26 protein-coding genes are annotated in these 23,794 nt (G+C 54.4%); 12 read left to right on the top strand and 14 right to left on the bottom strand.

What is annotated here, in order from left to right:
- Window positions 1–25: 25 nt before the first annotated feature.
- Window positions 26–859, bottom strand: a complete 834-nt coding sequence (locus tag NQ842_RS13545) for a MipA/OmpV family protein (protein WP_063411792.1) — start codon at window positions 857–859, stop codon at window positions 26–28.
- A gap of 205 nt (window positions 860–1,064) precedes the next feature.
- On the opposite strand from NQ842_RS13545, the gene NQ842_RS13540 reads away from it, so the two are divergent.
- From NQ842_RS13540 to NQ842_RS13530, 3 genes are all read left to right on the top strand, one after another.
- Window positions 1,065–1,742, top strand: a complete 678-nt coding sequence (locus tag NQ842_RS13540; RefSeq protein ID WP_047362024.1) for a response regulator — start codon at window positions 1,065–1,067, stop codon at window positions 1,740–1,742.
- The gene (locus NQ842_RS13535) at window positions 1,742–3,130 is read left to right on the top strand and encodes a HAMP domain-containing sensor histidine kinase (protein WP_257255964.1); all 1,389 of its coding nucleotides are present in this window, start codon (window positions 1,742–1,744) and stop codon (window positions 3,128–3,130) included. The genes NQ842_RS13540 and NQ842_RS13535 overlap by 1 nt, the downstream gene beginning before the upstream one ends.
- 171 nt (window positions 3,131–3,301) lie before the next feature.
- Window positions 3,302–3,781, top strand: coding sequence for an Rrf2 family transcriptional regulator (locus NQ842_RS13530; RefSeq protein WP_013096741.1), 480 nt, complete (start codon window positions 3,302–3,304; stop codon window positions 3,779–3,781).
- 58 nt (window positions 3,782–3,839) lie between these two features.
- On the opposite strand, the gene oqxB is transcribed toward NQ842_RS13530, so the two are convergent.
- Window positions 3,840–6,992, bottom strand: a complete 3,153-nt coding sequence (gene oqxB, locus NQ842_RS13525; protein ID WP_047362023.1) for a multidrug efflux RND transporter permease subunit OqxB — start codon at window positions 6,990–6,992, stop codon at window positions 3,840–3,842.
- 23 nt (window positions 6,993–7,015) lie between these two features.
- Window positions 7,016–8,191: an efflux RND transporter periplasmic adaptor subunit gene (locus tag NQ842_RS13520; RefSeq protein ID WP_046887536.1), complete on the bottom strand. Its 1,176-nt coding sequence runs from the start codon at window positions 8,189–8,191 to the stop codon at window positions 7,016–7,018.
- 334 nt (window positions 8,192–8,525) lie between these two features.
- Between NQ842_RS13520 and NQ842_RS13515 the strand changes: the two genes are divergently transcribed.
- The gene (locus NQ842_RS13515; protein WP_046887535.1) at window positions 8,526–8,927 is read left to right on the top strand and encodes a helix-turn-helix domain-containing protein; all 402 of its coding nucleotides are present in this window, start codon (window positions 8,526–8,528) and stop codon (window positions 8,925–8,927) included.
- 9 nt (window positions 8,928–8,936) lie between these two features.
- On the opposite strand, the gene NQ842_RS13510 is transcribed toward NQ842_RS13515, so the two are convergent.
- Window positions 8,937–9,767 carry an alpha/beta fold hydrolase gene (locus NQ842_RS13510; protein ID WP_014831784.1) on the bottom strand — a complete coding sequence of 277 codons (831 nt, stop codon included), beginning with the start codon at window positions 9,765–9,767 and terminating at the stop codon, window positions 8,937–8,939.
- 190 nt (window positions 9,768–9,957) lie between these two features.
- Window positions 9,958–10,731 carry an SDR family oxidoreductase gene (locus NQ842_RS13505; RefSeq protein ID WP_257255963.1) on the bottom strand — a complete coding sequence of 258 codons (774 nt, stop codon included), beginning with the start codon at window positions 10,729–10,731 and terminating at the stop codon, window positions 9,958–9,960.
- Window positions 10,732–10,854: 123 nt separating this feature from the next.
- Between NQ842_RS13505 and NQ842_RS13500 the strand changes: the two genes are divergently transcribed.
- On the top strand, window positions 10,855–11,772 hold the full coding sequence (locus NQ842_RS13500; RefSeq protein WP_257255962.1) for a LysR family transcriptional regulator: 918 nt from the start codon (window positions 10,855–10,857) through the stop codon (window positions 11,770–11,772).
- 30 nt (window positions 11,773–11,802) lie between these two features.
- Here the strand turns inward: NQ842_RS13500 and NQ842_RS13495 are convergent, their stop codons facing one another.
- Window positions 11,803–12,192 (bottom strand): RidA family protein, encoded by a 390-nt coding sequence (locus tag NQ842_RS13495; RefSeq protein WP_257255961.1) that lies wholly within the window; start codon window positions 12,190–12,192, stop codon window positions 11,803–11,805.
- 151 nt (window positions 12,193–12,343) lie between these two features.
- On the opposite strand from NQ842_RS13495, the gene NQ842_RS13490 reads away from it, so the two are divergent.
- Entirely contained in the window at window positions 12,344–12,655 is a 312-nt protein-coding gene (locus NQ842_RS13490; RefSeq protein WP_014831788.1) for a YebG family protein, read from the top strand.
- A gap of 14 nt (window positions 12,656–12,669) precedes the next feature.
- Window positions 12,670–12,999, top strand: coding sequence for an NIPSNAP family protein (locus tag NQ842_RS13485; RefSeq protein WP_014831789.1), 330 nt, complete (start codon window positions 12,670–12,672; stop codon window positions 12,997–12,999).
- A 74-nt stretch (window positions 13,000–13,073) separates the two neighbouring features.
- Here NQ842_RS13485 and NQ842_RS13480 read toward each other — a convergent pair whose 3' ends face one another.
- Window positions 13,074–13,484, bottom strand: coding sequence for an ASCH domain-containing protein (locus NQ842_RS13480; protein WP_050859473.1), 411 nt, complete (start codon window positions 13,482–13,484; stop codon window positions 13,074–13,076).
- Between the two features lie 105 nt (window positions 13,485–13,589).
- Between NQ842_RS13480 and NQ842_RS13475 the strand changes: the two genes are divergently transcribed.
- Complete coding sequence (locus tag NQ842_RS13475; RefSeq protein WP_050859474.1) at window positions 13,590–14,267, top strand: DUF1963 domain-containing protein; 678 nt, start codon at window positions 13,590–13,592, stop codon at window positions 14,265–14,267.
- Window positions 14,268–14,319: 52 nt separating this feature from the next.
- On the opposite strand, the gene NQ842_RS13470 is transcribed toward NQ842_RS13475, so the two are convergent.
- Window positions 14,320–14,637: a hypothetical protein gene (locus NQ842_RS13470; RefSeq protein WP_063424669.1), complete on the bottom strand. Its 318-nt coding sequence runs from the start codon at window positions 14,635–14,637 to the stop codon at window positions 14,320–14,322.
- Window positions 14,638–14,830: 193 nt separating this feature from the next.
- Here NQ842_RS13470 and NQ842_RS13465 point away from each other — a divergent pair, with 193 nt between their 5' ends.
- Window positions 14,831–15,334 (top strand): DUF523 domain-containing protein, encoded by a 504-nt coding sequence (locus NQ842_RS13465; RefSeq protein WP_161657494.1) that lies wholly within the window; start codon window positions 14,831–14,833, stop codon window positions 15,332–15,334.
- A 24-nt stretch (window positions 15,335–15,358) separates the two neighbouring features.
- Here the strand turns inward: NQ842_RS13465 and NQ842_RS13460 are convergent, their stop codons facing one another.
- Together NQ842_RS13460 and NQ842_RS13455 are read right to left on the bottom strand one after the other, a co-directional pair.
- Window positions 15,359–16,195: an MBL fold metallo-hydrolase gene (locus NQ842_RS13460; protein ID WP_373371032.1), complete on the bottom strand. Its 837-nt coding sequence runs from the start codon at window positions 16,193–16,195 to the stop codon at window positions 15,359–15,361.
- Window positions 16,195–16,737: a hypothetical protein gene (locus NQ842_RS13455; protein ID WP_063411802.1), complete on the bottom strand. Its 543-nt coding sequence runs from the start codon at window positions 16,735–16,737 to the stop codon at window positions 16,195–16,197. Before NQ842_RS13455 ends, NQ842_RS13460 begins: the two co-directional genes overlap by 1 nt.
- Before the next feature lie 134 nt (window positions 16,738–16,871).
- On the opposite strand from NQ842_RS13455, the gene NQ842_RS13450 reads away from it, so the two are divergent.
- Together NQ842_RS13450 and NQ842_RS13445 are read left to right on the top strand one after the other, a co-directional pair.
- Window positions 16,872–17,774 carry a LysR substrate-binding domain-containing protein gene (locus NQ842_RS13450; protein ID WP_050859477.1) on the top strand — a complete coding sequence of 301 codons (903 nt, stop codon included), beginning with the start codon at window positions 16,872–16,874 and terminating at the stop codon, window positions 17,772–17,774.
- A gap of 37 nt (window positions 17,775–17,811) precedes the next feature.
- Window positions 17,812–18,735, top strand: a complete 924-nt coding sequence (locus NQ842_RS13445) for a LysR substrate-binding domain-containing protein (RefSeq protein WP_063424677.1) — start codon at window positions 17,812–17,814, stop codon at window positions 18,733–18,735.
- 46 nt (window positions 18,736–18,781) lie between these two features.
- On the opposite strand, the gene NQ842_RS13440 is transcribed toward NQ842_RS13445, so the two are convergent.
- The 4 genes from NQ842_RS13440 to NQ842_RS13425 all read right to left on the bottom strand — a co-directional run bounded on the left by NQ842_RS13440 (window position 18,782) and on the right by NQ842_RS13425 (window position 22,793).
- Window positions 18,782–19,252 carry a hypothetical protein gene (locus NQ842_RS13440; protein ID WP_014831797.1) on the bottom strand — a complete coding sequence of 157 codons (471 nt, stop codon included), beginning with the start codon at window positions 19,250–19,252 and terminating at the stop codon, window positions 18,782–18,784.
- Window positions 19,253–19,403: 151 nt separating this feature from the next.
- Window positions 19,404–20,342, bottom strand: a complete 939-nt coding sequence (locus NQ842_RS13435) for an omptin family outer membrane protease (protein ID WP_257255959.1) — start codon at window positions 20,340–20,342, stop codon at window positions 19,404–19,406.
- A 230-nt stretch (window positions 20,343–20,572) separates the two neighbouring features.
- On the bottom strand, window positions 20,573–22,024 hold the full coding sequence (locus tag NQ842_RS13430) for an MFS transporter (protein WP_257255958.1): 1,452 nt from the start codon (window positions 22,022–22,024) through the stop codon (window positions 20,573–20,575).
- A 22-nt stretch (window positions 22,025–22,046) separates the two neighbouring features.
- Window positions 22,047–22,793, bottom strand: a complete 747-nt coding sequence (locus NQ842_RS13425; protein WP_257255957.1) for a glucose 1-dehydrogenase — start codon at window positions 22,791–22,793, stop codon at window positions 22,047–22,049.
- Between the two features lie 129 nt (window positions 22,794–22,922).
- Here NQ842_RS13425 and NQ842_RS13420 point away from each other — a divergent pair, with 129 nt between their 5' ends.
- A complete protein-coding gene (locus NQ842_RS13420; protein WP_257255956.1) occupies window positions 22,923–23,792 on the top strand; it encodes a LysR family transcriptional regulator in 870 nt (289 codons plus the stop codon).
- The last annotated feature ends 2 nt before the right edge of the window (window positions 23,793–23,794 follow it).

Here is a 23,794-nt window from a genome sequence, read left to right as displayed (position 1 = left end):
GATGTTGGCATTCCATCCAACTAAATCAGAAACTGTATGTAACCTTCAAACTCCCGGTAGGCGAGGTTTTTCGTTGAACAATCGGGCTGTCGGCTGCATCCCCCATCAGCTGCGTAACGCCTGCGCCGGCAACGACGCTCCAGCGTTGGGTGAGCTTGTGTGTCCAGTCGAGATTCGTTGACCAGGCATAAATTCCCGCGCCAGCGTCATATCGGGTAAACCCGGATGCGGCGGACTGGGATGCATTCACCCCATAGTAAGTCTGCATGTACTTGCTGCTGCCCCAGCTACCGGTCAGCGACAGTGTCACCGTGTTGTTCGGTGAGGTGTAGAGCGGGCTGGAAACGCCGAAATGCAGCGCTTCGCCGTTGTCTCGCTCAGAAACTGGCACCTCAGCCTGCAATTGCAGATTCAGCCAGTCGGTCACTTTATACCCCAGCCCTGGCACCACCAGAGCCGAGCCTTTGATGTCGCCCATACCGCGCAAATAATCGCTGCCGCCGCTGATCGAATCACTGTCCACATCCCGATCCTTACGGCCCGCGCGATAGCTCAGCGCCGCACTGTAATCCAGGTTGCCGATGTTGTTGCCGTAACCGATCCCTCGCGTAGTACTGACGAAGAATCCGTTATACATGGCGTAATCCAGCACCACCGCCGTGGTGGCGCGGTTTTTATCCGAACCCGAATAGCGGGGCGCAACATCCACGCCTCCACCTAAGGTCAGCACGTTGCCCTGTTGTTCTGCGGCCAGTACCGGGGTGGCCAGTAACACCAGCAGCGCGCCTGGCACGATTTTCTTCAGACTGAGCCCCGGGAGCGAAAGGGGGAACGAGTGACGCAGTTCGATATGTCTCATTAAAGAAGTCCTTTTGGATTCAAATGATTACGTTACAAGCGGTGTTAATCGCCAGAGCGCCCAGTTTGAATGTCCACCCTAAGGTTCTTATGAGCTCAAAATGAAGAAAGACTGAAGCAGATGCTGATGCTGCAAAACTGTTAAATTACCTGTTACCGTCTCTTTCTTAAGACGTTCTTCATTCACGGTTGATAAAGTTGCCCTTGTGAAAATATTACTTATTGAAGACGACCTGGATCTCGGCAATGGCGTGCGTATAGCCCTTGCAGATCAAGGATTAGATGTCATATGGGTCCGCCGCAAAGAGGATGCGCTGCATCAACTTGCTGTCTGCGCGCCTGAACTTATTCTGCTCGACCTGGGGCTGCCGGATGGCGATGGCATGAGCCTGATGGCGTACGTACGTCAGCAGCTAAAAGGCATCCCCGTTATTATCCTGACGGCGCGAGGAACGCTGCAGGATCGCCTGAGCGGGCTGGATGCCGGGGCGGATGATTATCTCGTCAAACCGTTTGTTCTCGCTGAGCTGCTGGCGAGGGTGAGGGCGCTTGCGCGACGCAGTTATGGTTATCAGAACGAGGCGGTAGAAATCAGAGGATTATCCCTGCATGTGCCGACGCGTCGCGTCACGGTGAGTTCCCGCCATATTGAGCTGACGGCCAGCGAATACGCGCTGCTTGAAACCCTGATGTTGCGTGCTGACCGCGTGCTGACGCGCCGTTTTCTGGAAGAAAGGATCTTCGGTGCGAAAGAAAACATGAGTAATGCGCTTGATGTGCATATGGGGAACTTGCGGCGAAAAATTGGCGACGGCTATGTACGAACGGTGCGGGGCGTTGGGTATGTCATTGATACCGTCGCGATTCAGAAGGAAGCACACTGATGCGAAACCTGTGGCGTTTCCTGCGGGTGCCCACGCTGGTGCGGCGAATCATGGTCGCTCAGATGCTTCTGCTGACACTGCTGTGGTGTCTTTTTTTAACCTGGATGCTGTGGGATGACTTGCGTAGCCCCCCGATCCTGACCGGCGATAAGACATATAAAACCATATTTACCCTTGTTGAACACATGGAAGGGCGTACGCAGGAGCGAAGCGAAGTGCTGGAGCAGTTCAGCCAGGCGTTGCGGGAAGATTACGGCGGAGGGGACGATGTGGGACTCTCCATCACCATGATAATTCGCAAGCATAACGCAATACTGTATGCCTCTGCTGGCGCGCCGATGGGCGTAAAAAATACCCGGTTGGGAAAAATAGAGCGAATTCACAGCGACGGGCGTAGCTGGACCAGCCGTACGCTAAAATCCGCGAATTCCGACGTGGAGGTGACGCTGGTGACGCCTGCTGCGGGGTGGAATTTCTTTATCTACCTCAACTCGCGTGGCTACTACATCATGCCGCTGCTGGTGTGTATTCCTTTTCTGCTGTTTCCCGCGTGGCTGTCAATCCGCATTGCTATGCGCCCCTGGAACCGGGTTGTCAATGAAATTGCCGCACGCGCCCCAGAAGATCTCTCTCCGTTAAACGCCGTGCCAACGCACAGGGAGCTTAGTCAGATGGTGAACGCGATTAACCAGTTCCTTGCCAGGGTGCGAGAAAGCACGGAAAGGGAGCGGGTTTTTATTGCCGATGCCGCTCACGAGCTGCGCACGCCGCTGGCGGCGATGCGAATCAATGTGGAGGCGTTGCAGGCCTACGTCAGCAGTGATAACCAACAGGCGCTTCTAGCAGGGATTATTCGCAGCAATAGCCGGGCGGCGCGTCTGGTTAATCAGCTTTTGCTGATGATGCACAGCGAAGCGAGCGTGGACACGGCGATGGAGCCGGTGCCGCTTACGACGCTCATCCAGGAGCGCATGGCGGTGCTGGCACCGCTCGCCGCGGAACGCAATATTGAGCTTGAATTCTACGCTCTGGAAGAAAACTGGGTGAGCGGTGTCAGGGAGCGTCTGATGTCGCTTATCGATAATGTGATTGAAAATGCCATCAAATACAGCCCGGAAGGTGGGCGTGTGGAGGTCGATCTCTTTTCGGCGGAGATGTCCACGCAATTCAGCGTCTCCGATGCCGGGCCGGGTATTCCGGTTGCGTTGAGGGAACGGGTGTTTGACCGGTTTTTCCGCGATCCGAATCAGATGCAGAGCGGGAGCGGGCTGGGGCTGGCCATCGTTAAAGCGGTGGCGCAGCAGCACAACAGCAGCGTGAGCCTGAGTACCGCTGCTGACGGTGGGCTCAGGGTGACGGTGGATTTCCCCAATCCGGCGCTTGCCTGAAGAAAACGCGAGGGTGATCCCATTTCGTGTGCGATGGAAACTCTTTTTTACGGGGCGGGTCAAAGTAGATAGCTTCAAAATAATTACGGTATTTGTTATATTGTTGCTTATTGATTATTCACCTCTGCGGTGCCAAAAAGAATAAGATCCACCGCAACCCAGGATACGTAAATGTTAGATTACCGCTTCCCGACAGCTTTGCAGATGGTTCTCAGCGTAGCGATGGCGGAGCAATTGGGTGAACGTTCGACGAGTGCGATTCTGGCCTACGGCCTGGAAGCGAATCCGAGCTTCATCCGCAAACTGATGGTTCCCCTCACGCGTGACGGTATTATCGTCTCCACGCTTGGTCGCAACGGCTCGATTCATCTTGGCCGCCCGCCGGAACAGATCACCCTGCGTGATATCTACCTTTCTGTCATAGAAGACAAAAAGCTGTGGGCGTCGCGCCCCGACGTACCGGCGCGCTGCGTGGTGAGCGCGAATACGTGCTGGTACTTTAAATCCATCGCTGAAGAGGCCGAGCAGGCGTCACTCGCGGTCTTAGCCGGTCATACCGTGGCAAGCGCGCTGGAAGAGCTCAAGAAAGCCGATACCAGCGGGTGCGATCCGGTGCCCGAACTGATTGCCCAGTACAAGAAAGCCCATTAATGGCTGCATAAAAAAACCGCCTTCATCGTGAAGGCGGTTTTTTGTTATCTGCAGCGCATTACGCGGGCAAGACCTCTCTTTCCACTTTGCCGCGCGTGACAAATTTACGCAGCGTCACGTAAAACACCGGCGTCAGGAACAGACCAAACAGCGTTACGCCCAGCATACCGGAGAATACCGTGATCCCGGTGACGCCGCGCACTTCTGCACCCGCACCGTGGCCGAGGATGAGCGGGATGGTCCCGGCGATAAAGGCGATGGAGGTCATCACAATCGGGCGTAAACGCAGGCGGCATGCTTCGAGCGCCGCTTCCATAATACCTTTGCCCTGGATTTCCAGCTCGCGGGCAAACTCCACGATAAGAATCGCGTTTTTACACGCCAGCCCCATCAATACCACCAGACCCACCTGCACGAACACGTTGTTATCACCGCCGGTCAGCCAGACGCCAAACAGGGCGGAGAGCATCGTCATCGGCACGATAAGGATCACCGCCAGCGGCAGCGTCCAGCTTTCATACAGTGCCGCCAGGACCAGGAACGCCAGCAGAACCGCGACCGGGAAGACGATTAACGCCGTGTTCCCCTGAGTGGCCTGCTGGAAGCTCAGATCCGTCCACTCGATATTCATCCCGTTCGGCAGAATCTGCTTAGACATCCCCTCCAGTTGCGTCATTGCCTGGGTAGAGGAGAGGACGCGCGGATCGGCATCGCCAATCAGGTCCGCCGCCGGATAGCCGTTGTAGCGAATCACCGGATCGGGCCCGTAAGTGGTACTGATATTCACCATACTGCCAATCGGCACCATCTCGCCCTGGTTATTACGGGTGCGCAGATTCGCAATATCTTCCACGCTGTCGCGATACGGTCCGTCGGCCTGTGCCATCACGCGCCAGGTGCGGCCGAACTGGTTAAAGTCATTCACATAGGACGATCCCAGATAGGTCTGCAGCGTCCCGAACAGATCGGTCAGCGACACGCCCTGGGCTTTGGCCTTATCCCTGTCGACCTGCACATCCAGCTGCGGAACGTTCGCCTGGTAGGTGGAGATAGGGAAGTGCATTCCCGGCGTCTGCATAATTGCACCCGACATGGTGTTCACCGCGTTTTGCAACGCACCGTAGCCCAGACCCGCGCGATCCTGGATGTACAGCGAGTAACCCGATCCCTGACCCAGCCCCAGAATAGGCGGCGGCAGAATGGAGAAGCCAAAGCCCTGCTGGATTTGCGCGATTTTGGCGTTGATCTCGGCGTTAATTTCCGCCGCCGTGTGTTTACGCTGGTCAAACGGTTTCAGGCCAAAGAAGACCGTCCCGGTATTCGGCGTATTGGTGAACTGCAGCGCATTCAGCCCCGGGAAGGCGACCGCATAATCCACGCCCTCGGTGTTCATACCGATTTCGCTCATTTTGCGGATCACTGCATCGGTACGAGCCAGTGAGGAGCCTTCCGGCATTTTCACGCCGCCAATCAAATACAGCTTATCCTGGGTAGGAATAAACCCGCCCGGCACGGCTTTAAACATCACGCCGGCGGCACAGAGCAGCAGAACATAGACCACAAACACCGCACCGCGTCGTCCGAGCGTTTTGCCCACCAGCCCCTGATAACCGTTCGAGCTACGGTGGAAGAAGCGGTTGAACGGACGGAAAATCCAGCCGAACAGGCGATCGATAAGCCGGGTAGGGAGGTCCTTCGGCGCGCCGTGCGGTTTCAGTAGCAGCGCCGCCAGCGCCGGCGAAAGCGTCAGCGAGTTAATGGCGGAGATCACCGTTGATATCGCAATCGTCACCGCAAACTGTTTGTAGAACTGACCGGTAACCCCCGAGAGAAACGCCATCGGCACGAACACCGCACACAGCACCAGCGCAATCGCGATAATTGGCCCGGAGACCTCACGCATCGCCTGATGTGCCGCCGCCAGCGGAGCCAGTCCCTCCTCGATATTTCGCTCGACGTTTTCCACCACCACAATGGCGTCGTCCACGACGATACCGATTGCCAGTACCAGCCCGAACAAACTCAGTGTGTTGAGGGAAAAGCCCAGCAGATAGAGGATGCTGAACGTGCCCACCACCGAGACTGGCACCGCGATCAGCGGAATGATCGACGCACGCCAGGTTTGCAGGAACAGAATGACCACCAGCACAACCAGCACCACCGCTTCCAGCAGTGTCTGCACGACCGCGCGAATGGAGTCACGCACGAACACCGTCGGATCGTAAGGCGCCGCCCATTTCATGTCTTCCGGGAAACGGGTGGACAGTTCCGCCATTTTAGCGCGCACCGCGTTCGACAGATCGATGGCGTTTGCTCCCGGCGACTGGAAGATACCAATCCCGACCGCGTCTTTATTGTTGAGCTGGGAACGCAGCGCATAGCTGCCGGAGCCCATTTCAATACGCGCCACATCGCGCAGGCGCACCAGCGAGCCGTCCTGCGCCGTTTTCAGGATAATATTGCCAAACTCTTCTTCGGTATGCAGACGACCCTGCGCGTTAATGGAGATCAGGAAATCGCTCTCTTTCGGCAGCGGCTCGGCGCCCAACTGTCCGGCGGACACCTGCACGTTTTGCTCCTGCATCGCCGTCACCACGTCCGAGGCGGTCAGGCCGCGCGCTGCCACCTTATTTGGATCCAGCCAGACGCGCATCGCGTATTCGCCCGAGCCAAAAATCTGGATTTGGCCAACGCCGGGCAGACGCGCCAGTTCATCCTTCACTTTCAGCGTGGCGTAGTTACGCATATAGAGTGAATCGTACTTACCGCCGGGCGAAAACAGATGCACCACCAGCGTCAGCGTCGGCGACTGCTTCTGGGTGGTAATACCCAGACGGCGTACATCTTCCGGCAAACGCGCTTCGGCCTGTGACACGCGGTTTTGTACCTGAACCTGGGCCTGATCCGGGTCGGTTCCTGGGCGGAACGTGACGGTGGTCACCAGCACGCCGTCGGAGCCCGCGACGGACTTCATGTACATCATGTTTTCAACGCCGTTGATCGCTTCTTCCAGCGGTGTCGCCACGGTCTCTGCAATCACTTTCGGGTTGGCGCCGGGATACTCCGCACGCACCTGCACGCTTGGCGGCACGACGTCAGGGTATTCGCTCACCGGTAACAGCGGGATGGCGATCAATCCTGTGATAAAAATCAGTATCGACAGGACCGCGGCGAAGATCGGCCTGTCGATAAAAAAGCGGGAAAAGTCCATGGGTCGGATTCTCAGATAAGGGATCAGTTAAGGGCGGCGCGGGTGGTCATGGCAACGGTTTTCGCGTTAACCGGCATGCCCGGCATAAACACTTTTTGTAAACCGTCGACGATGACTTTATCGCCAGGCTTCAGCCCCTGCTGGACGATACGTAAACCGTCAGCCAGACGCCCTGGGGTAATATCACGACGCTGCGCTTTGCTCTCTTTATCAACGACATAAACATACTTGCGATCCTGATCGGTCAGCACCGCTTTGTCGTCGATAAGCGTGGCCTGGAACTCCGCGCTGCCCGGCAGGCGGACGCGGGCAAACAGCCCCGGCGTGAACTGACGCTGTGAATTATCCAGCAGCGCGCGCATGCGAATGGTGCCGGTACTTGGCGTTAACTGATTATCAAGAAAATCGACTTTGCCCTGATGGGGATAGCCATCCTCGCCAACCAGCCCAATCTCAACCGGCAGCGCCAGGTGATCGCTGGCCGCACCTTGCCCGCTGAGGGCGAGTTTTTGATAGTGAAGGTAGGTTGACTCATCCACGTCAAAGTAGACGTAGACCGTCTTCTGCGAGACCAGGGTGGTGAGCACGCTGGCGCTGTCACCGGCGGTAACGAGGTTCCCGCTGGTGATCAACGCCCGGCTGGCACGCCCGTCGATAGGGGCGGTCACTTTAGTGAAATCCAGGTTCAGCTGCGCGGCATCCACCGCCGCCTGTGCGGCGCGAATGTCGGCCTGGGCCTGGACGGCAGCAGCGCGGCGCTGCTCCCACTCTTCACGGGAAACCAGATGGGTATTGACCAGTTTATCGGTACGGTTTGCCTCGCTTTGCGCCAGGCTGGCCTGTGTTTTGGCTCTTGCCAGCGCTGCCTGCGCCTGTTCCAGCGTGGCGCGATAGGTTCTGTCATCGATCGTGAACAATACCTGACCTTTTTTGACCTCCTGACCGTCGGTGTAATTCACTTTATCAATGTAGCCGGAGACGCGAGGGCGGAGCTGTACGCTTTCCACCGCTTCAATCCGACCATTAAAGCTATCCCACTGGCTAATGGATTTGACGACCACGTCAGCGGCGCTGACGGTGGGCGCTTGTGGCGCGGCATTTTGCGCGACACCCTCGTCACACCCGACGAGCAGGGCGGAGAGTAACACCGCGCCCAACGCGTTCAGATGAAAATTACCCCAGGTTTTTTGCAGGCTCATTATTTTTATTCCGGTAGTTGTAGCCGCCGGGCAAGACGCAACGGGGGACGCCGCGCCACTTCCTTTGTCCGGGCTGGCTTAAGGCCATTTGTGTCGTTCATCGCCACAAAACTGTAACAATTGTGAATACACTATCGCGGCGATTGTAGGTAGGCGCTAAATTTAGTGCAAGAATAATTGTTGCACTTTATGTGCTATTTGAGGGCGGGGAAAAAGGCGCGTTTTCGGCAGGGATTTAAATGCAACAATAAAACTTGCATTTAGCATCAAAACGGGCCATCTTTAAATGCAACAAACAAAGGTGCTTTTTACTACGTGGCGTGTGGGGGAGAAGATGGACACTGGCGCATTTATTCACGATCTGCTCGACTGGATCGACAACAACCTGGATAGTCGTCTGGACATTGAGACCGTATCAAAGCGTGCAGGCTATTCAAAATGGCATCTTCAGCGGATCTTCAAAGAACACACGGGTTACCCTATTGCCGAGTATATCCGTGCGCAGAAACTTCAAAAATCGATGGAGCGGTTAACCCATAGCGATGAGCCGATCCTGAACGTGGCGATCGCGTTGGGCTTTGACTCCCAGCAGTCTTTCAACCGCAGCTTTAAGCGTCAGTATGGTCAGGCTCCGGGTGCATGGCGTCGCAGCATTGTCAGCCCGAAATCGCAACATTTAGGCCAGACATCACCCTGGCCAGGGCGGGAACCGTTTCGCTCCCGCCTGAGGGGATAAGGTGCGGGGTTAACTGTTTATAAAGGCGAGAAGATCGGCATTGACCTGATCGGCATGTGTCGTTGGGATACCGTGAGGCGCGCCTTTATACGTATGCAGGGTTCCGTTTTGGACCAGCTTGACTGACATCGCGCCGGAATCCGCATACGGCACCACCTGATCGTCATCCCCGTGGATGACCAGAACGGGGATGGATATTCCTTTGAGATCTTCCGTGAAGTCCGTCTGCGAGAAGGCCACAATCCCATCGTAATGCGCCTTGGCGCTTCCCATCATCCCCTGACGGTACCAGTTATAGATGACCGCTTCGGAAGGCTTCGCCCCCGGACGATTAAATCCATAGAACGGTCCCGCAGGCACGTCATAATAGAACTGAGGGCGATTCGCCGCCAGCTGGGCCTGAAAATCATCAAACACTGACTTTGGCGTACCCTGAGGATTACTCTCCGTCTTCACCATTAAAGGCGGTACGGCACTGATCAGCACGGCTTTGGAAACCTTGTCTTCACCGTGCCGGGCGATATAACGCACCACCTCACCACCGCCGGTTGAATGCCCGACATGCATCGCATCCTTTACGCCAAGATGTTCCACGACGGCGGCCACATCGTCAGCGTAGTGATCCATATCATGGCCGTCCCACACCTGATCTGAACGACCATGACCGCGACGGTCATGGGCCACAACGCGGAATCCTTTATTGACGAAGAACAGCATCTGGGCGTCCCAGTCATCACTGCTTAGCGGCCAGCCGTGATGGAAAAAGATCACCTTTCCGTCTTTTGGGCCCCAGTCCTTGTAGTAGATATTGACGCCATCGCGAGTTGTTACATAACCCATGTTTTTTCTCCACTCAGGTAGACAGATTGCATGACAGGCAGAAATGAAATGCGGTATACGGCCTGACTCCGCCGTGAACTAAGAAGTGTAGTTCATACGCTGACCGTCTGGGTTAAGGCTAAAGCGATGTACGGATGATGCGGTGGGTGGGGGTCAGGCGCCTGTGCCAGAACAGGCGCCCGGGTCAGCCTTATTTTGTGGTGTAACCCCCGTTAACCAGAATCGTCTGGCCTGTCATCCACCATCCTTCGCTCACCAGAAAGCGAACCCATGGCACGATATCGTCAATATCAGTCAGGCCGGTTTTGCTGAAGGGGGAGAGCGCTGCGGCGGTTTTGTGATACGCCACTGCATCTTCACCCTCGGCAGGATAAAAGAAGGGGGTATCCATTGGGCCCGGCCCGATTGCAGTCACGGAGATCCCTCTTTCGCCAAGTTCCTTTGACGCAGCGCGGGTGAAATGTTCCACGGGCGCCTTCATGCCAGCATAGGCGGCGTAAAACGGCGTGTAGGCGCCCAGCAGGGAGGTGACCAGGGTGCAAATCTTGCCGTTATCGTTAACGTGCCTGCCGGCTTCTTTCAGGAAGAAAAATGCCGCTTTCGCATTCACGTTGCTCATTTCATCAAACTCTTCCTCAGTGACCTCGGCCATAGGTTTTTTCAGTACCTTGCCGACGGTATTAATGACGATATCTGGCCTCCCGACAGCGGCCACCACATCGCTGAAGAGTTTTTCCATCGCGGCGGCTGAGGTCAGATCAGCCTGAAAGGCCTGCGCTTGTGCGCCCGCCGCCCGGATGGCCTGTACGGTCGCCTCAGCGTCCTGTTGCGTGGCGGCACTGTTGTAATGAATGGCGATGGCCCGCGCGCCATGCCGGGCGAAATCCCGGGCAATCAATCCCCCCAGATTTTTCGCACCGCCGGCAATCAGCACAGTTTTACCGGTCAGAGTATGGTCGGTCATAAGAAGGCTCCTTATCATGGATTAGCCGGGAAAACCCCGTACAGCCATCTTACTGTCTCGGTTTTGATTATTAATCCTGCTATTCTGAATGAACTATCCATGAAAAACGAATAATGAGGGCGCATGGACTCTGTCGATTTGTTCAGAATTTTTCTCAGGGTGGCGGATAACGGCAGCTTTGTCCGTGCGGCAGAATCACTCAATCGTCCTGCCTCCACCGTTTCTGCCGCCATTCAGGCGCTTGAATCGCGGTTAGGTGCGCGCTTGTTTCACCGCACGACCCGCAGCGTATCCCTGACCATTGACGGTCATGCGTTTTACCCGCGCTGTCAGGCTGCTGTTCAGAACATGGATGAGACAGAGAATCTGTTCAGGGAAAACGGCCGCGACGTCACGGGGTCTATCCGGGTTGACGTTCCCGGACGCGTCGGTAGCCATCTTATTATTCCCGCTATGCCCGCCTTTTATCAGCAGTATCCCGGCATCAGAATTGAACTTGGCGTAACCGATCGCAACGTTAACCTTGCTGAAGAAGGGGTGGACTGTGCCCTGCGGGTGGGGCCGCTGGACAACTCCGGCATGGTGGCGAAGTGTCTGGGATATCTCAGCATCATTAATGTCGCGTCAGCAGCTTACCTTGCCACTTACGGACAGCCGCAATCCCCTGAAAAACTGAACCAACATTATTTGATTGGCTATGCATCACCGACATCTGGCCGGAAAGAGCTGATGGAATGGGTGGACAAGGGGGAGGTGAAACGAACAGAAGTGAACAGCATGCTTACCGTCAACAGCGCAGAAGCCAGCATTGCTGCCTGCGTTGCCGGATTGGGTATCCTGCAGATCCCTGCGTATGATGTTCATACTTATCTGGCGAATGACGTTCTGTACGAAGTGATGCCGGAGTGTCGACCTCAGGCGTTGCCGGTGAATATTTTGTATCCTCACCGGCGACATCTTTCCCGGTCAATACGGGCGTTTACGGAGTGGCTGACGCCGCTGCTGCAGGAAAAAATGCAGCTTAGCCAGAAGGGAGGATGATCCCGATAACGCCCATCCTGGAGCACATGCCTAAATTGACCTTTTTGCCACAATCCGCATTTCCACAAGAGCATTTTCTGGAATAAATTCTGCTACGCCGATGGCAGACCATGCCGGATAGGGCGCCTTTATGTACTCATCTTTTACTTTAGAAAAAGCGGCGATGTGTTTTTTAAGATCGATATGAAAAGTGGTCATCTCCAGTATGTTTTCATAGCTTAAACCGGCGGCTTTTAAGTACACGCCAAGCTTATAAAACGCATCATGGAACTGTTCTTCAGGATCCTTACTTATCGGTTTGTCCTTGCGTGCGGCGGTAACGCCTGAAAGATACACTGTGCCATCTGCTTCGATGACCGGTGAGAAGTGCCAGTCATTAAAGTAGTGTTGAAATTCTGTAGGAACGATCGATTTTTTCATGATGTTTACTCAGGTTGATGACGTTATCCATGCCAGCACGTTTAAAACCGGGTTGCCAGAAAACTGGCCGCAAGACATGTAAGCATATTTTGGCTGCAATACAAATCCGGAACTGATATACTGTATGTAATTACAGTACGAGGGGCGCATCATGGCGGTTGAAACAAAATATGTTGTTGTAAGAAAAGGTGAAGAGAAAATGACATTTGCCAGTAAGAAAGAGGCTGACGCGCACGACAAACTGCTCGACATGGCAGACGCGTTCACCGACTGGCTGCTGCAAAGCGGACTGCAGATGGATGAAACACAGGCTGAAAATCTGGGGCTGTATCTCGCCGAGCAGAAAGAGACCGTGCAGCATATTCTGCGTACCAGCAAACTGCCCGATCTCAACGATGTAACCGATAAAACTGAATCTGATGAAGCGGGCAGTAAAAAAATCAGAGCCGTGAAAGCAGCCTGACAGGGACAATAACGGTGGAAAAAACAGTCGAGATACTGCAATACACCTTACGCAAAGGCACTGGCGTCGCCTTTCACACCCTCATGCAGGACATCAGCGTTCCCCTTCATCAACGCCACGGGATCGATGTTGTTTCGTCTGGAAACTCCCTGCATGACCCTGATTGCTACTATCTGATTCGCGCCTTTGACAGCGCTGAAAGCATGGTGACGGTTCTTGATGCTTTTTATGCCAGTGCTGACTGGCGAAGCGGCCCACGCGAAGAGATAGTGCGTTGTATCGAAACCAGCATTAAAACAGTGATGAATCTGCCATCGGTTAGCGTCGATGGGCTACGGAGGTAATCCTGACTCAATCCTGTTATGATTGAGTCAGGATTGTTCTGTAGAGCTGGCTCGGGCTATCTAATTTCTCTCATTTACAGCACCTCAACCACTTCAAATTCTTCTGCGATTAACTCCATATCTTCAGAAAAATGACCTTCTCGGGTGAAAAATCGCTGATGCTCTTTCTGCCAGTATTCAAGGCTTAAATTGCCTTCACCCTCTTTGCGGGCAAACGCCTCAGTCACATCACAAAAACGCACCAGTCGCATTGAAACCAGCCGGGTTACACAGACCGGAACATTCTGACCATCAAGAATAATGTTATAGCTCCCAATCTTCGGGGCCGGGTCTTCCTGCTGATAAGAGGCAAAAGATCCGCAGGAAGCGGTTTTGATCCCTTTTTTAATCAGGTCTGCAAGCTCGCTGGCCAGTTCCGGGCTGTCGCCCATTTGCCAGGCACCGGCGCCTGGGTACTTCACTTTTAATTTCTCAACCGCAAACATGACAAGCCCTTTTTATATGCAGGTCTGATGAATAATGATTACGATATAATAAAAACGTTTTTATTTCAGACTGTACAGAGTCTCTCCATACGTAAGGCGACACATATGAAATCCAGGAGTGCGTTAGTTTTAGACGAGCTCAGATCCAAATTACGTCCTGCATCGGTGGCACAAGTGGGCGGTTTTCGTCCCCCGGCAGACCCCCTTACATCCTGGTTTTTGAACGGTGTCGCTCTTCCCGGTGAAGGATTACCACTCTGGAAGGGGCAGCCGATGTTTCCGCTTCTTCAGATTCGTATAGATGAGCTTCCCGTTATCCCTGAGCAACTGAAGGACGTCGCACTCCTGGTGCTCTTTCACAATATTGAAAGCCATCCATTTGATAAACCTCATGGTGAAGGTTGGCTCATACGCGAATATGCCACCCTTGAAGGGCTTGAGTTATTGCCTGCAACAGACACGCCTTATCGCGCATTTCCGGTTCGATGGTTGGGCGTCAATGATGATGCGCCGGGATGGGAGGATGCCTGGGATATTATTGACCTTTCTGACGTCAACGATGATCAGGAGGCAAGCGACCGCTTCCATGATGATTTTAAACGCTACAGGGGAACCAAGGTCGGAGGATACCCGATGGAGATACAACATGGCGCGGGGATAGAAGACTTTGTCTTTCAGGTGGGATCAGAGGAAAAGGTCAACTGGATGTGGGCGGATAATGGTATCGGCTATTTTCATAAATCTCCGGAGGGACTTTGGACGTTTTCGTGTCAGTTTTACTGAGCATACGTCATCACAATTCCAGGAATGACCCATGCCCGACCATTTCTGCGACTCACTCTCTCGACTTATCCGCCTCAGCATTTACGCTGATGTTCAGCCTCTTTGCTTCCATAGTCAGCATCTTTTGGGCCAGCGCCATATCGCCACCGTGCACGTTATCTATCAGATGTTGTATAAGCGACATCATCAGGAAATGCTTATTCGCAGGAGAGAAATCTGTCATGTCGATGCCGTTATCCTTCAATTGAAGATGTGCTGTAGACTCGGTATCTTCAATGATTTCAGCAACTTTCTCATTCATTATGTTGATTTGCGCAAAGACAACACGGTTTATCATTTCAATCTGTTCAGGTGTGAAATTCTGTTCCATCCTAATCCCTCATTAGCGTACCGAACTCAGACAATTTACGATGCTGATTAATAATACTGAACAGCCCGACGATTAAACAGTTGCTTATCTTCCTCACCTGAACTTATCGCACACAGCCAACCTTCACCACCCACGCCCGTATCCGCAGCGTGTTACACTTCCTCACTTTCATCATCTACACGACAGGGAAGCGATGATAAATAAAATTCTGGTCAGTGCGTGCCTGATGGGGTTCAGGGTTCGTTATAACGGCAGCGAAAAAGCGAAGGCGATGGCGCAACTCTCCCGCTGGCAAGCGGAGCAGCGGTTAGTGATCCACTGCCCTGAACTGGCTGCCGGGTTGCCGGTACCCCGACCACCAGCAGAGATTTTGTCGGCCGACGGTCGGGATGTCATGCGCGGGCAGGCCAGAATCATTGAGAATACGGGCCAGGATGTCACAGAGCACTATCAGCTTGCCGCCTGGCTGGCGCTGCGTACCGCACAGGAGCATGGCTGTCGCGCTGCGCTGCTCACGGATGGCAGCCCAACCTGCGGGAGCCAGCATATCTATGATGGTTCTTTTAGCGGCGTGCGCAACACGGGGATGGGTGTCGCGGCAGCATTACTCGCTGAACATGGGATCGCGGTATTCTCAGAAACACAGCTTCCGGAATTGATGCGCTGGATTGACGAAAGAGAAAGGCCCGTATGCTGAACGCGAATGAACAAGCCTGACGTCTTAACCAGAGTAAGAGAGTCGATATCCACTTCCCACACGGAGAACGCGCGCAAACCCTTGTGGCCCGATATGCATTCCCGCAACGAGCAGATTCTCCCTGACCGCGCGTTCCAGCACCTCTTTACGCGTTGCTTCGGCCTGTGCAGGATCCGCGTCAAAGGCGATGCAAACCTCCGGCAGGGCAGACTGTATATGCGGGTAGTGGACAATATCTCCCCATATGAGTAAGTCCTTGTCATGCGAGTGAATGCGAAACCCGGTATGTCCGGGCGTGTGGCCGGGTAACCAGACCGGCAGGATCCCTTCGGCAACACTGTTCTCATCGAATAAACGCACCTGTTGACCACACGCCTGTAACGTCTGGCGCACGAGCCTGAAATTACGCGCTGTACGCGCATCGGCACTGTTTAGCGTGTTATCGTCCCACCAGTGTTCCGCTTCCAGAGGGTGAAGAAAAATATCTGCATGTTGATAGACAGGACGCTGTTCAGCATCCAGCAGACCACCAATATGGTCCGGATGACAGTGCGTTAATAAAACGGTATCCACCTCGTCAGGGTCCACGCCAACCGCGGCGAGATGGGTGATAAGGTCACCCCCCACGTTGTTCACCCCACCTGCGCCAGCGTCAACCAGAATAATTCTCCCCCGGCCCCGGATGAGGTAGCCATTGATGTGAATATCACCGGGTTCCGCGACACCTGCATGCTCCTGGATTTCGCTTGCCGCCGCGTTTTCAATTCCTGAGAGCAAATCGAGACGAGCTGACAGAACGCCGTCACTGAGCGCGGTAATCTCAAAATCGCCAATCTGGCGTACCGGGAAGGTGGACGGAATCATCGCGTACTCCGCTGTTCTGATTGCGTATTGATGCCTGAACGCTGCAACTGGGGTGTCAGTGGTTCGTAGAGATAGACCTCAGGAAGAGTCAAAGCATGGACGGCAGTTTCACGAGGCAACACCCACGCAACGCGACGTTCCGGTGAACAATCCAGCCCCACGGCCTGCATGTCGATGGCCCGGTGTCCGGCAGGACTAACAAGCTGAGTGCTTAACAGCAAAATTTGATCGCAGGAGAGAGCGGGCGCCGGATCTTCACAGGCATAGAGATTACGGTGCCAGTCAGTTATGCAGCTCTGCCAGCGAGAAAAATTACCGCCGCCTTTCAGACGGTACTCTTCGCTGTGCAAAACATCCGCGTTGGTAACGGTATGCAGGGCAAGATAAACCGGGCAGCCAGGCGTGATGGCCCGAAAACGCTGAGACGTCATAAATCCGGTCACGGAGAGAAGAGCGGGTAATTTCTCCTGACTATAAAACGTGTTCCACTCAGCTTCGCTTGGCGGATCGTTATACGAACATTCCACGATATAGAACATCACAACCTCTTCACTTAATGACTTTTCATCATGCTACAGGCTGTTTTTCGTGCGTTAAATCGATACTATGTCATGGTTCAGTGACATTAACTCATCGACTGCGCAGAATACGCGCGGCCTCAGGACCAGGCTTAATGCGCAAAAAGATACCCAGTAGCGCCTCTTTGCAGGCTTTTGATGCCGCTGCCAGGCACGGTAATTTTGCCCGGGCTGCAGAGGAGCTCTTTCTGACGGAAGGGGCGATTAGCCGCCAGATTGCACGTCTGGAATCGCTGTTAAACTGCAAACTGTTTGACCGTACCGGGAGCCGCGTAAAGCTGAATCCTGCTGGCGCGCGCTATGCTCATCATGTACGTGAAACTCTTGAGCGGCTCGAAAGGGAGACTCAGGACATCATGGGCATGCAGGAGGGGATTCAGAGTCTGGATATTGCCGTGCTGCCGACGTTTTGCAGCCGTTGGCTCATTCCCCGCCTGAGCCGCTTTACCTCGCAGTTCCCTGAGATCTCAGTCAATCTTGCGGCCAGAACGGATCCGTTTATTTTGCCCGGGAGCGGCTTTGATGCCGTCGTTCATTTTCAACATCCCGCCTGGGCCGGGATGCGACTGCAGCCGTTGTTTGAGGAAAAACTGGTGCCGGTGTGTCATCCTGCACTGTTAATGGATAAGGAACCCGGTGAGCAACTCAATGCACTTGCGCGGATCCATCGCCGGCAGAATCCGGATGCGTGGCATCGCTATGCCCTGGAAAGCGGGATCAGGCTTGATAACCCGTCTCAGGGCGTACGGTACGATCTTCATGAAATGGCGATCGCTGCTGTGCTGGCAGGTCACGGCGTCGCATTGATACCACGCATGTATATCGAAAACGAACTACGCAGCGGCATGCTGGTTTCGCCATGGCCTGCCTCAGAAAGGTTAATTAAGACATTCTGTTTCATTAAACCGGCGGAAACGGGAATCAATGACGCGGCGTTAGTGACGTTTGAACGCTGGCTGCTGGCTGAAATCACTACGCCTGCCAGTCACTCAAGGTGAACCTCTGGTTTCGGCCGCTATCCTGTAAAGGGGAATTATGTCCTTACCACCACTCTATGCCCTGCGCGCCTTTGAAGTCGCTGCGCGAGTAAACTCCTTCAGTAAAGCCGCTGAAGTGCTCAATATTACGCCGGGCGCGGTCAGCAGACATGTCCGCACCCTTGAAATGTGGTTCGACTGTGAGTTGTTCAAACGGCAGGGGCCGAGAGTGGAGATCAGTGAGGCGGGGCGTGTTCTGGCCGGGCAGCTTCACGAAGGGTTCAGGAGCATCGAGTGGGCCTGTCGGGCTTTCAGAAGTGAAAACCACCTGCTGCGGCTGAAGGCACCGAGTACGCTCACCATGAGATGGTTGCTTAACGTCCTGCGATCGTTTCGTGAACATCATGAAAAACCCAACGTAGAAATAGCCAGCGTCTGGATGGACATCGATACCGTTGATTTCACGCGAGAGCCCTATGATTGCGCGATCCTGCTGGGCAACGGGCATTTTGGCGAGTCAACGGAGAGCCGATTGCTTTTCAGTGAATGGCTTATTCCGGTCTGTACCCCCGCTTTACGGGAATCTGCCCGAGAGCAACTTTCGCAGTGCGATCTGATCCATCCTTCCCCGGACAGACGCGACTGGCGACGGTGGCTGAGAAGGACGGGGTTATTCCCCGGGCTTGATATGAGTCGCGGAGCGGTTTTCGACACCCTTGAGCAAGGGAGTAGTGCTGCGATGAACGGCCATGGCGTCGCGATTGCCGACCTGCTGCTTTCGCTTGACGCGCTGAATAGCGGCCTGCTTGCGCTGCCTTTCAAAGAAGCCATCGCCACCGGGGACGGTTATTACATTGTCTGGCCGAAAAATTCACTCAGGAAAAAGAGTATTGAATGTCTGCTGGACTGGCTTAACCTGCATGCCCCGGTGATTCCTTCTCTCGATATCATCTGTCTGGAATACGACGAGCACCGGCTGTAGTCATCAAAAGCAGGATATGCCGCGGGCGTATCCTGCTCTATAAACTTCAGGCGTATGGAATATTTGCCATTTTTTTATACCTTTCCGGCAATGCACCGTTCAGGTTGAGAAGTTTATCGAGAATAGCGATCGCAGGCCTATTGTTTGCACGCTCTGAATCTATTATTGCCGCACGTAATATAGTGGCAGCCGACGTGACGTTCTGAAAGTACGCCTCGGACTCGGGCGTTTGTAATTCACCTGAGAGGGCGTAACGCACCAGCGGCCATCCTGAAAAATCCAGCACGGGAAGGGGTTCCCCTTCTTTTGGCAGATTAGCGGCGAGCAGCGCCTCAGCTTGCATGGGGTCGCTGTGAGCGGCACACAGAATGTGAAGGCGATGTACAAAGGCCGCAAGGGTAACATCGTTCTCTTTTTCTGCTGACAGCGATTCCAGCAGTGCCGATAAATTGGCGCCGGATGAATATTCATCTAGTGAGACCAGCTTCATTAAATGAAATATAACGTCAAGCGTCATGTTTGCTCCCTGAACATTTATCAATTTTGAAGGATGATATTTCAGGGACGTCGCGTTTGAAAAACGACAAATAGTGAGAATCAATGTGAGTTTAACTCAACATCACAAAAAGGCCCCGTCAGGGGCCCGATCTTGATTAACCACAACAGGATCAGAAGCGGTATTGCAGACCCGCGGTAATGGTATAGTTGCGGTTTGAAATACCGGCAGCGTCTCCGCCAATAGAGCCCGATTCGCCAGTATTGGTATCAATAATCTGCGTACCGCCTTTACCTTCTTCGTAACTGCTATAGGTAAATTCTGCGAACACTTTGGCGTTCGGCGTGACGTAATAACCTGCGTCAACGGACGCACCGTAGTAGCGGGAATCCGAGGTCTTCTCACGGAAGGTCAGATCGCGCATATAGTGCTCATCGTTGTCGTGCGCGCGCACCCAGTCACTGAATTTAAACAGGGCATTGAATTCAAAATCATTGAAACGGTACTGACCCGCCAGGCCAATGTACGGCATGGAGAAGCGCTGGCTGTAACCAATACCGCGTTCACCCGCCGGGAAATTCCCCTGATAGGTGCCGTTGTCGTAATTGTAAGAGCCACCGGTCGCCGTCCAGCTGAAGCGCGTTTCCTGATAACCTGCGGTTACGCCAGCTTTATAGTTATCGCCCTGGAAGATCCAGCCTTTAACGTTGAGATCGTATTCATTGGCGTAATTGACGTTGGTCGAAGGATGGGATGAATGGTCTGTCCAGGAGGATTGTTTTGCATTCATCCAGTCATAGTCATCCATATGACCCGAGCCTGATGCCAGAGACGTCCAGCCGCGGGCGTTCAGTGTCAAAAACGAGTAAGCATCCCAGGAAATATCGCCTTTAAGGATGGCGACATTTTTTATTTTCCAGTCCAGCTGGCTTATTTTTCTTCCTGTGACTTCGTCATAAACCATTTCATGGGATTTTCCGCTCAGCATCCCGGCAGAGGCTGAAACCGATAAACTGTCTGGTGAAAAATCCGGTATGCCTTGTGCGGATCCTGCATATACTGCCCCTGAAAACGCGGCCATCATCATTCCCGCAACAATATTTCTTGTCATTTTTATTTCCCTAAATTAAATTTAATCAATGCCTTGCAGACAAATCTTAAAAGTCATACAAATAAGAATCAACTGCCAGTTTTGGTATTTTTTTATTATTTGACCTAGGGAGTGATATTTAACTTTGGGCCGCCTGAAGGAGGCGGCCATTGGTTTAAAAAAACACTCATTGACCGATGTAAATATCCGGTCGAAAACAGCGGGGATATATTTGGGGCGAATACGTATTGTCAGGTGCCCGTTACAGATACGCACACGCCAGAGCAGGTGCGACGGATAAGCCGGATACTCAATCCGGCGCCAGTCCCGAGGCATACCGCCATCGCCAGAAGCGCGACGATAAAGGCATGCGTGATAGTTGCGCCGCTTTTATCATTGTCCAGCATGCTGTAAAAAATGCCGCCGATGACGGCAACGCTCAGCGCGGTGCTGATTTGCAGGGTCGAACTGGTCACGCCGGCAATCATGCCTGAGAACGCTGGTGCAACGCGGCCGGTCACCATTCGTACCAGCGTTGGCATCGCCAGCCCCTGTCCAAGACCGGTAACAAACAGCAGCGCTGCGAGCGGCAGTATGGCCGGAGCGCTCCCCGTCAGCGTCCTGGCAACCAACCCTGCCAGGCCTGCTAACCCCAATGTTTCGCACCCCATCCCGATTGCACTCAGGTAGTTTCCAACAAAACGTCTCAGGTAGGGCGTCAGCAACGGCCCGATCAGAAAGCCGACGCCAAAGGGCAGAAAAAGCAGTCCCGCGCGCAGGGCGCTGATATGCAATGCATCCTGAAGATAAACAGAAAACAGCAGAAAGAAGGCGCCGATGGAATAAAACAGCAGAACGATGGCAAGCCCCTGGCCCAGTCCCGGTGCTCGTAAAACGGCTGGATCAAGCAGCGGCGAACCGCCGTTTGCGCTCAGGCGACGCTCATAACGCCATAATCTGAAGGCCAGCACCGGGACCGCAATAAATGACAGCCACGTCCACCACGGCCATCCTGACTCACGGCCTTCGATCAACGGCACAATCAACGCGCTCAGCGTAACGGTGGCCAGCAGCATGCCGATGGGGTCCAGTCGCTGTGCCGATTGCCCCCGCGTCTCTTTCAGCAGCGGCAGGCCAAACAGAATTACCAGCAGCGCAACCGGCAGGTTAACAAGAAAAATAGCCCGCCATCCAAGGTGGAACAGGTCTGCAGAAATCAGGATGCCGCCCAGAACCTGCCCGATAACGGAAGCCAGGCCAAACACGGCACCATAGATACTCAGCGCTAACGGTTTTTCTGCTTCCGGGAAAATGGCCTGAACGGAAGCCAGCGCCTGGGGGGCCATGATCGCCGCCGTCGCCCCTTGCAACACGCGTCCGGTAATCAATACCCATGGTGACCAGGCTAAGCCGCACAGCAGCGAGGCAGCAGCAAAACCGATAAGCCCAAGGAAAAACATCTTCCCGCGACCATAAATATCACCCAGTCGTCCGCCGGTGATTAAGGTTACCGCATACACGGCAGCGTAGGATGAAATGACCAGTTGCTCAGTGGAGGAGGAGGCGCTCAGCTCGCCCTGAATAGCAGGCAGCGCCACATTAACGATAAAAAAATCGAGCGGCGGCAAAAAAGCGCCAACCAGCAGGATGACAAACATTGCCCAGCGACGCGGCTCGGCTTGCGTGAGGGTATCTGTCGACATAGTACACTCCGTAAGGTGGAAATTAACGCATGCCGCCAGAGGCCAGAATCACCTCGCCGGTGACCCACGCTGCGTCGTCTGATGCGAGAAATGAGACAATCGGGGCCACATCCTGCACCTGGCCGATGCGGCCAAGTGGCGTCTGACTTTCATTCCAGGTCTGGAACGCCGAATTTATCGCGCCCGCACTGTGGCTTCCTTCCGTTTCGATAAGACCAGGGTTAACCGCGTTGACACGTATTCCCCGCGGGCCCAGTTCCCGTGAAAGAACGCCGGTGATGACATCAATCGCGCCTTTGGTGCCGCTGTAGATGGCGCTCTCGGGGATAAAGACACGAGTGACGAACGAGCTGATGTTGATAATGCTGCTGCCCTGAGCGAGATGCGGCACAGCGGCACCCGTCACCAACAGCAGGCCCAGAACATTGATGTCGAACTGCCTGCGATAGAGCGCTTCGGTACTCTCTTCAATGCTGGCGAACTGATAAATACCGGCATTGTTCACCACAATGTCCAGCCGCCCGAAATGGCTGATGGCCGCGTTGATCAGCGCGTCGACTTCGGCCTGGCGGGTAACATCTGCCGCGACTGCCATGGCTTGTCCTCCGGCGGCTTCAATATCGGCAACAACCTTGTTGGCGTTACTGTTGTTTGCGGCGTAATTGACGATGACTTTCGCGCCGTCTGCCGCCAGCTGACGGGCAATGCCTGCGCCGATACCGCTGGAGCCACCGGTCACAATGGCCACTTTGTCTTTTAATTTGTTCATGTCTTCAGCTTCCTCATCGTGCCGCCAGAGGCGGTCTGGTAGATGCGGCTATAGTGATATCGACAAAGTTGTTTGGGAACTGACACTTTTGTATATTCGATGTACATTTTTGAACGGCGAGGCGATGGCATGGAGTGGGGCGACGTCAGGGTATTTCTTGCAGTTATGCGTAAAGGCTCTTTCGGGGAGGCAGCCCGCAGCCTTGGTGTGAGCCATCCAACGGTTGGGCGGCGGATAAAGGCGCTTGAGGTTGAAGCCCAGCAAGCCCTGTTTCGCCGGACGAAGGAGGGCCTGGTGCTGACAGATGCCGGAGACAGGGTTCTGAAGCTGGCAGAAACGGTGGAAAATGCCGCGCTGGCGATGGAGCGGCGTCTGGCCGGGAATCATGAACGTCTTGAAGGGATATTACGGATTTCTTCTGCAGAGTGGTTTGCTAACTATGTACTGGCACCTGTCCTGAGCGAGCTGACGCGCCGCCATCCGGCGATTGTGCCGGAGGTCATCGCGAGCTACCGTTTGCTCAATCTGTCGCGCCGTGATGCCGACATCGCGTTTCGCATCGTGCCCTTTACCGAGCCGGACATTGTCCAGCGCCGCCTGATGACTATTCCCTATGCACTGTATGGAACGCCGGAAGTTGCCGGGCTCGCGCAACACAACCCGGCCGCAGTGGGGCTGATTCTGATGAATACGGCACAATCCCATTTTTCTGACGTCGCCTGGCTGCTGGACAGGTTCCCGCAATCACGTCGTATGTTCACCAGTACCAGCCGGGCCGTACAGGCGCAGATGTGCCAGCGGGGAATGGGCATCGCCGTGCTGCCGCGACCGCTTGGCGATGCCATTCCCGGATTGCAGCCCATTGGCATGCCGGAGCCACCACCGTCCAAAGATATCTGGGTAGGGTATCACTCTGATCTCCGGCATATGGATCGCCTGCGCGTGATGCTGGATATTGCCGATGCGTTGCTCGCTGACCCTGCGACAGCTGCCACATGAGC

Source organism: Enterobacter cloacae complex sp. R_G8, assembly GCF_024599795.1.
GTDB classification, from domain to species: domain Bacteria; phylum Pseudomonadota; class Gammaproteobacteria; order Enterobacterales; family Enterobacteriaceae; genus Enterobacter; species Enterobacter dissolvens.
Note: the sequence above shows the minus strand (reverse complement) of the source record. Positions and strands in the feature narration are given on the sequence as shown.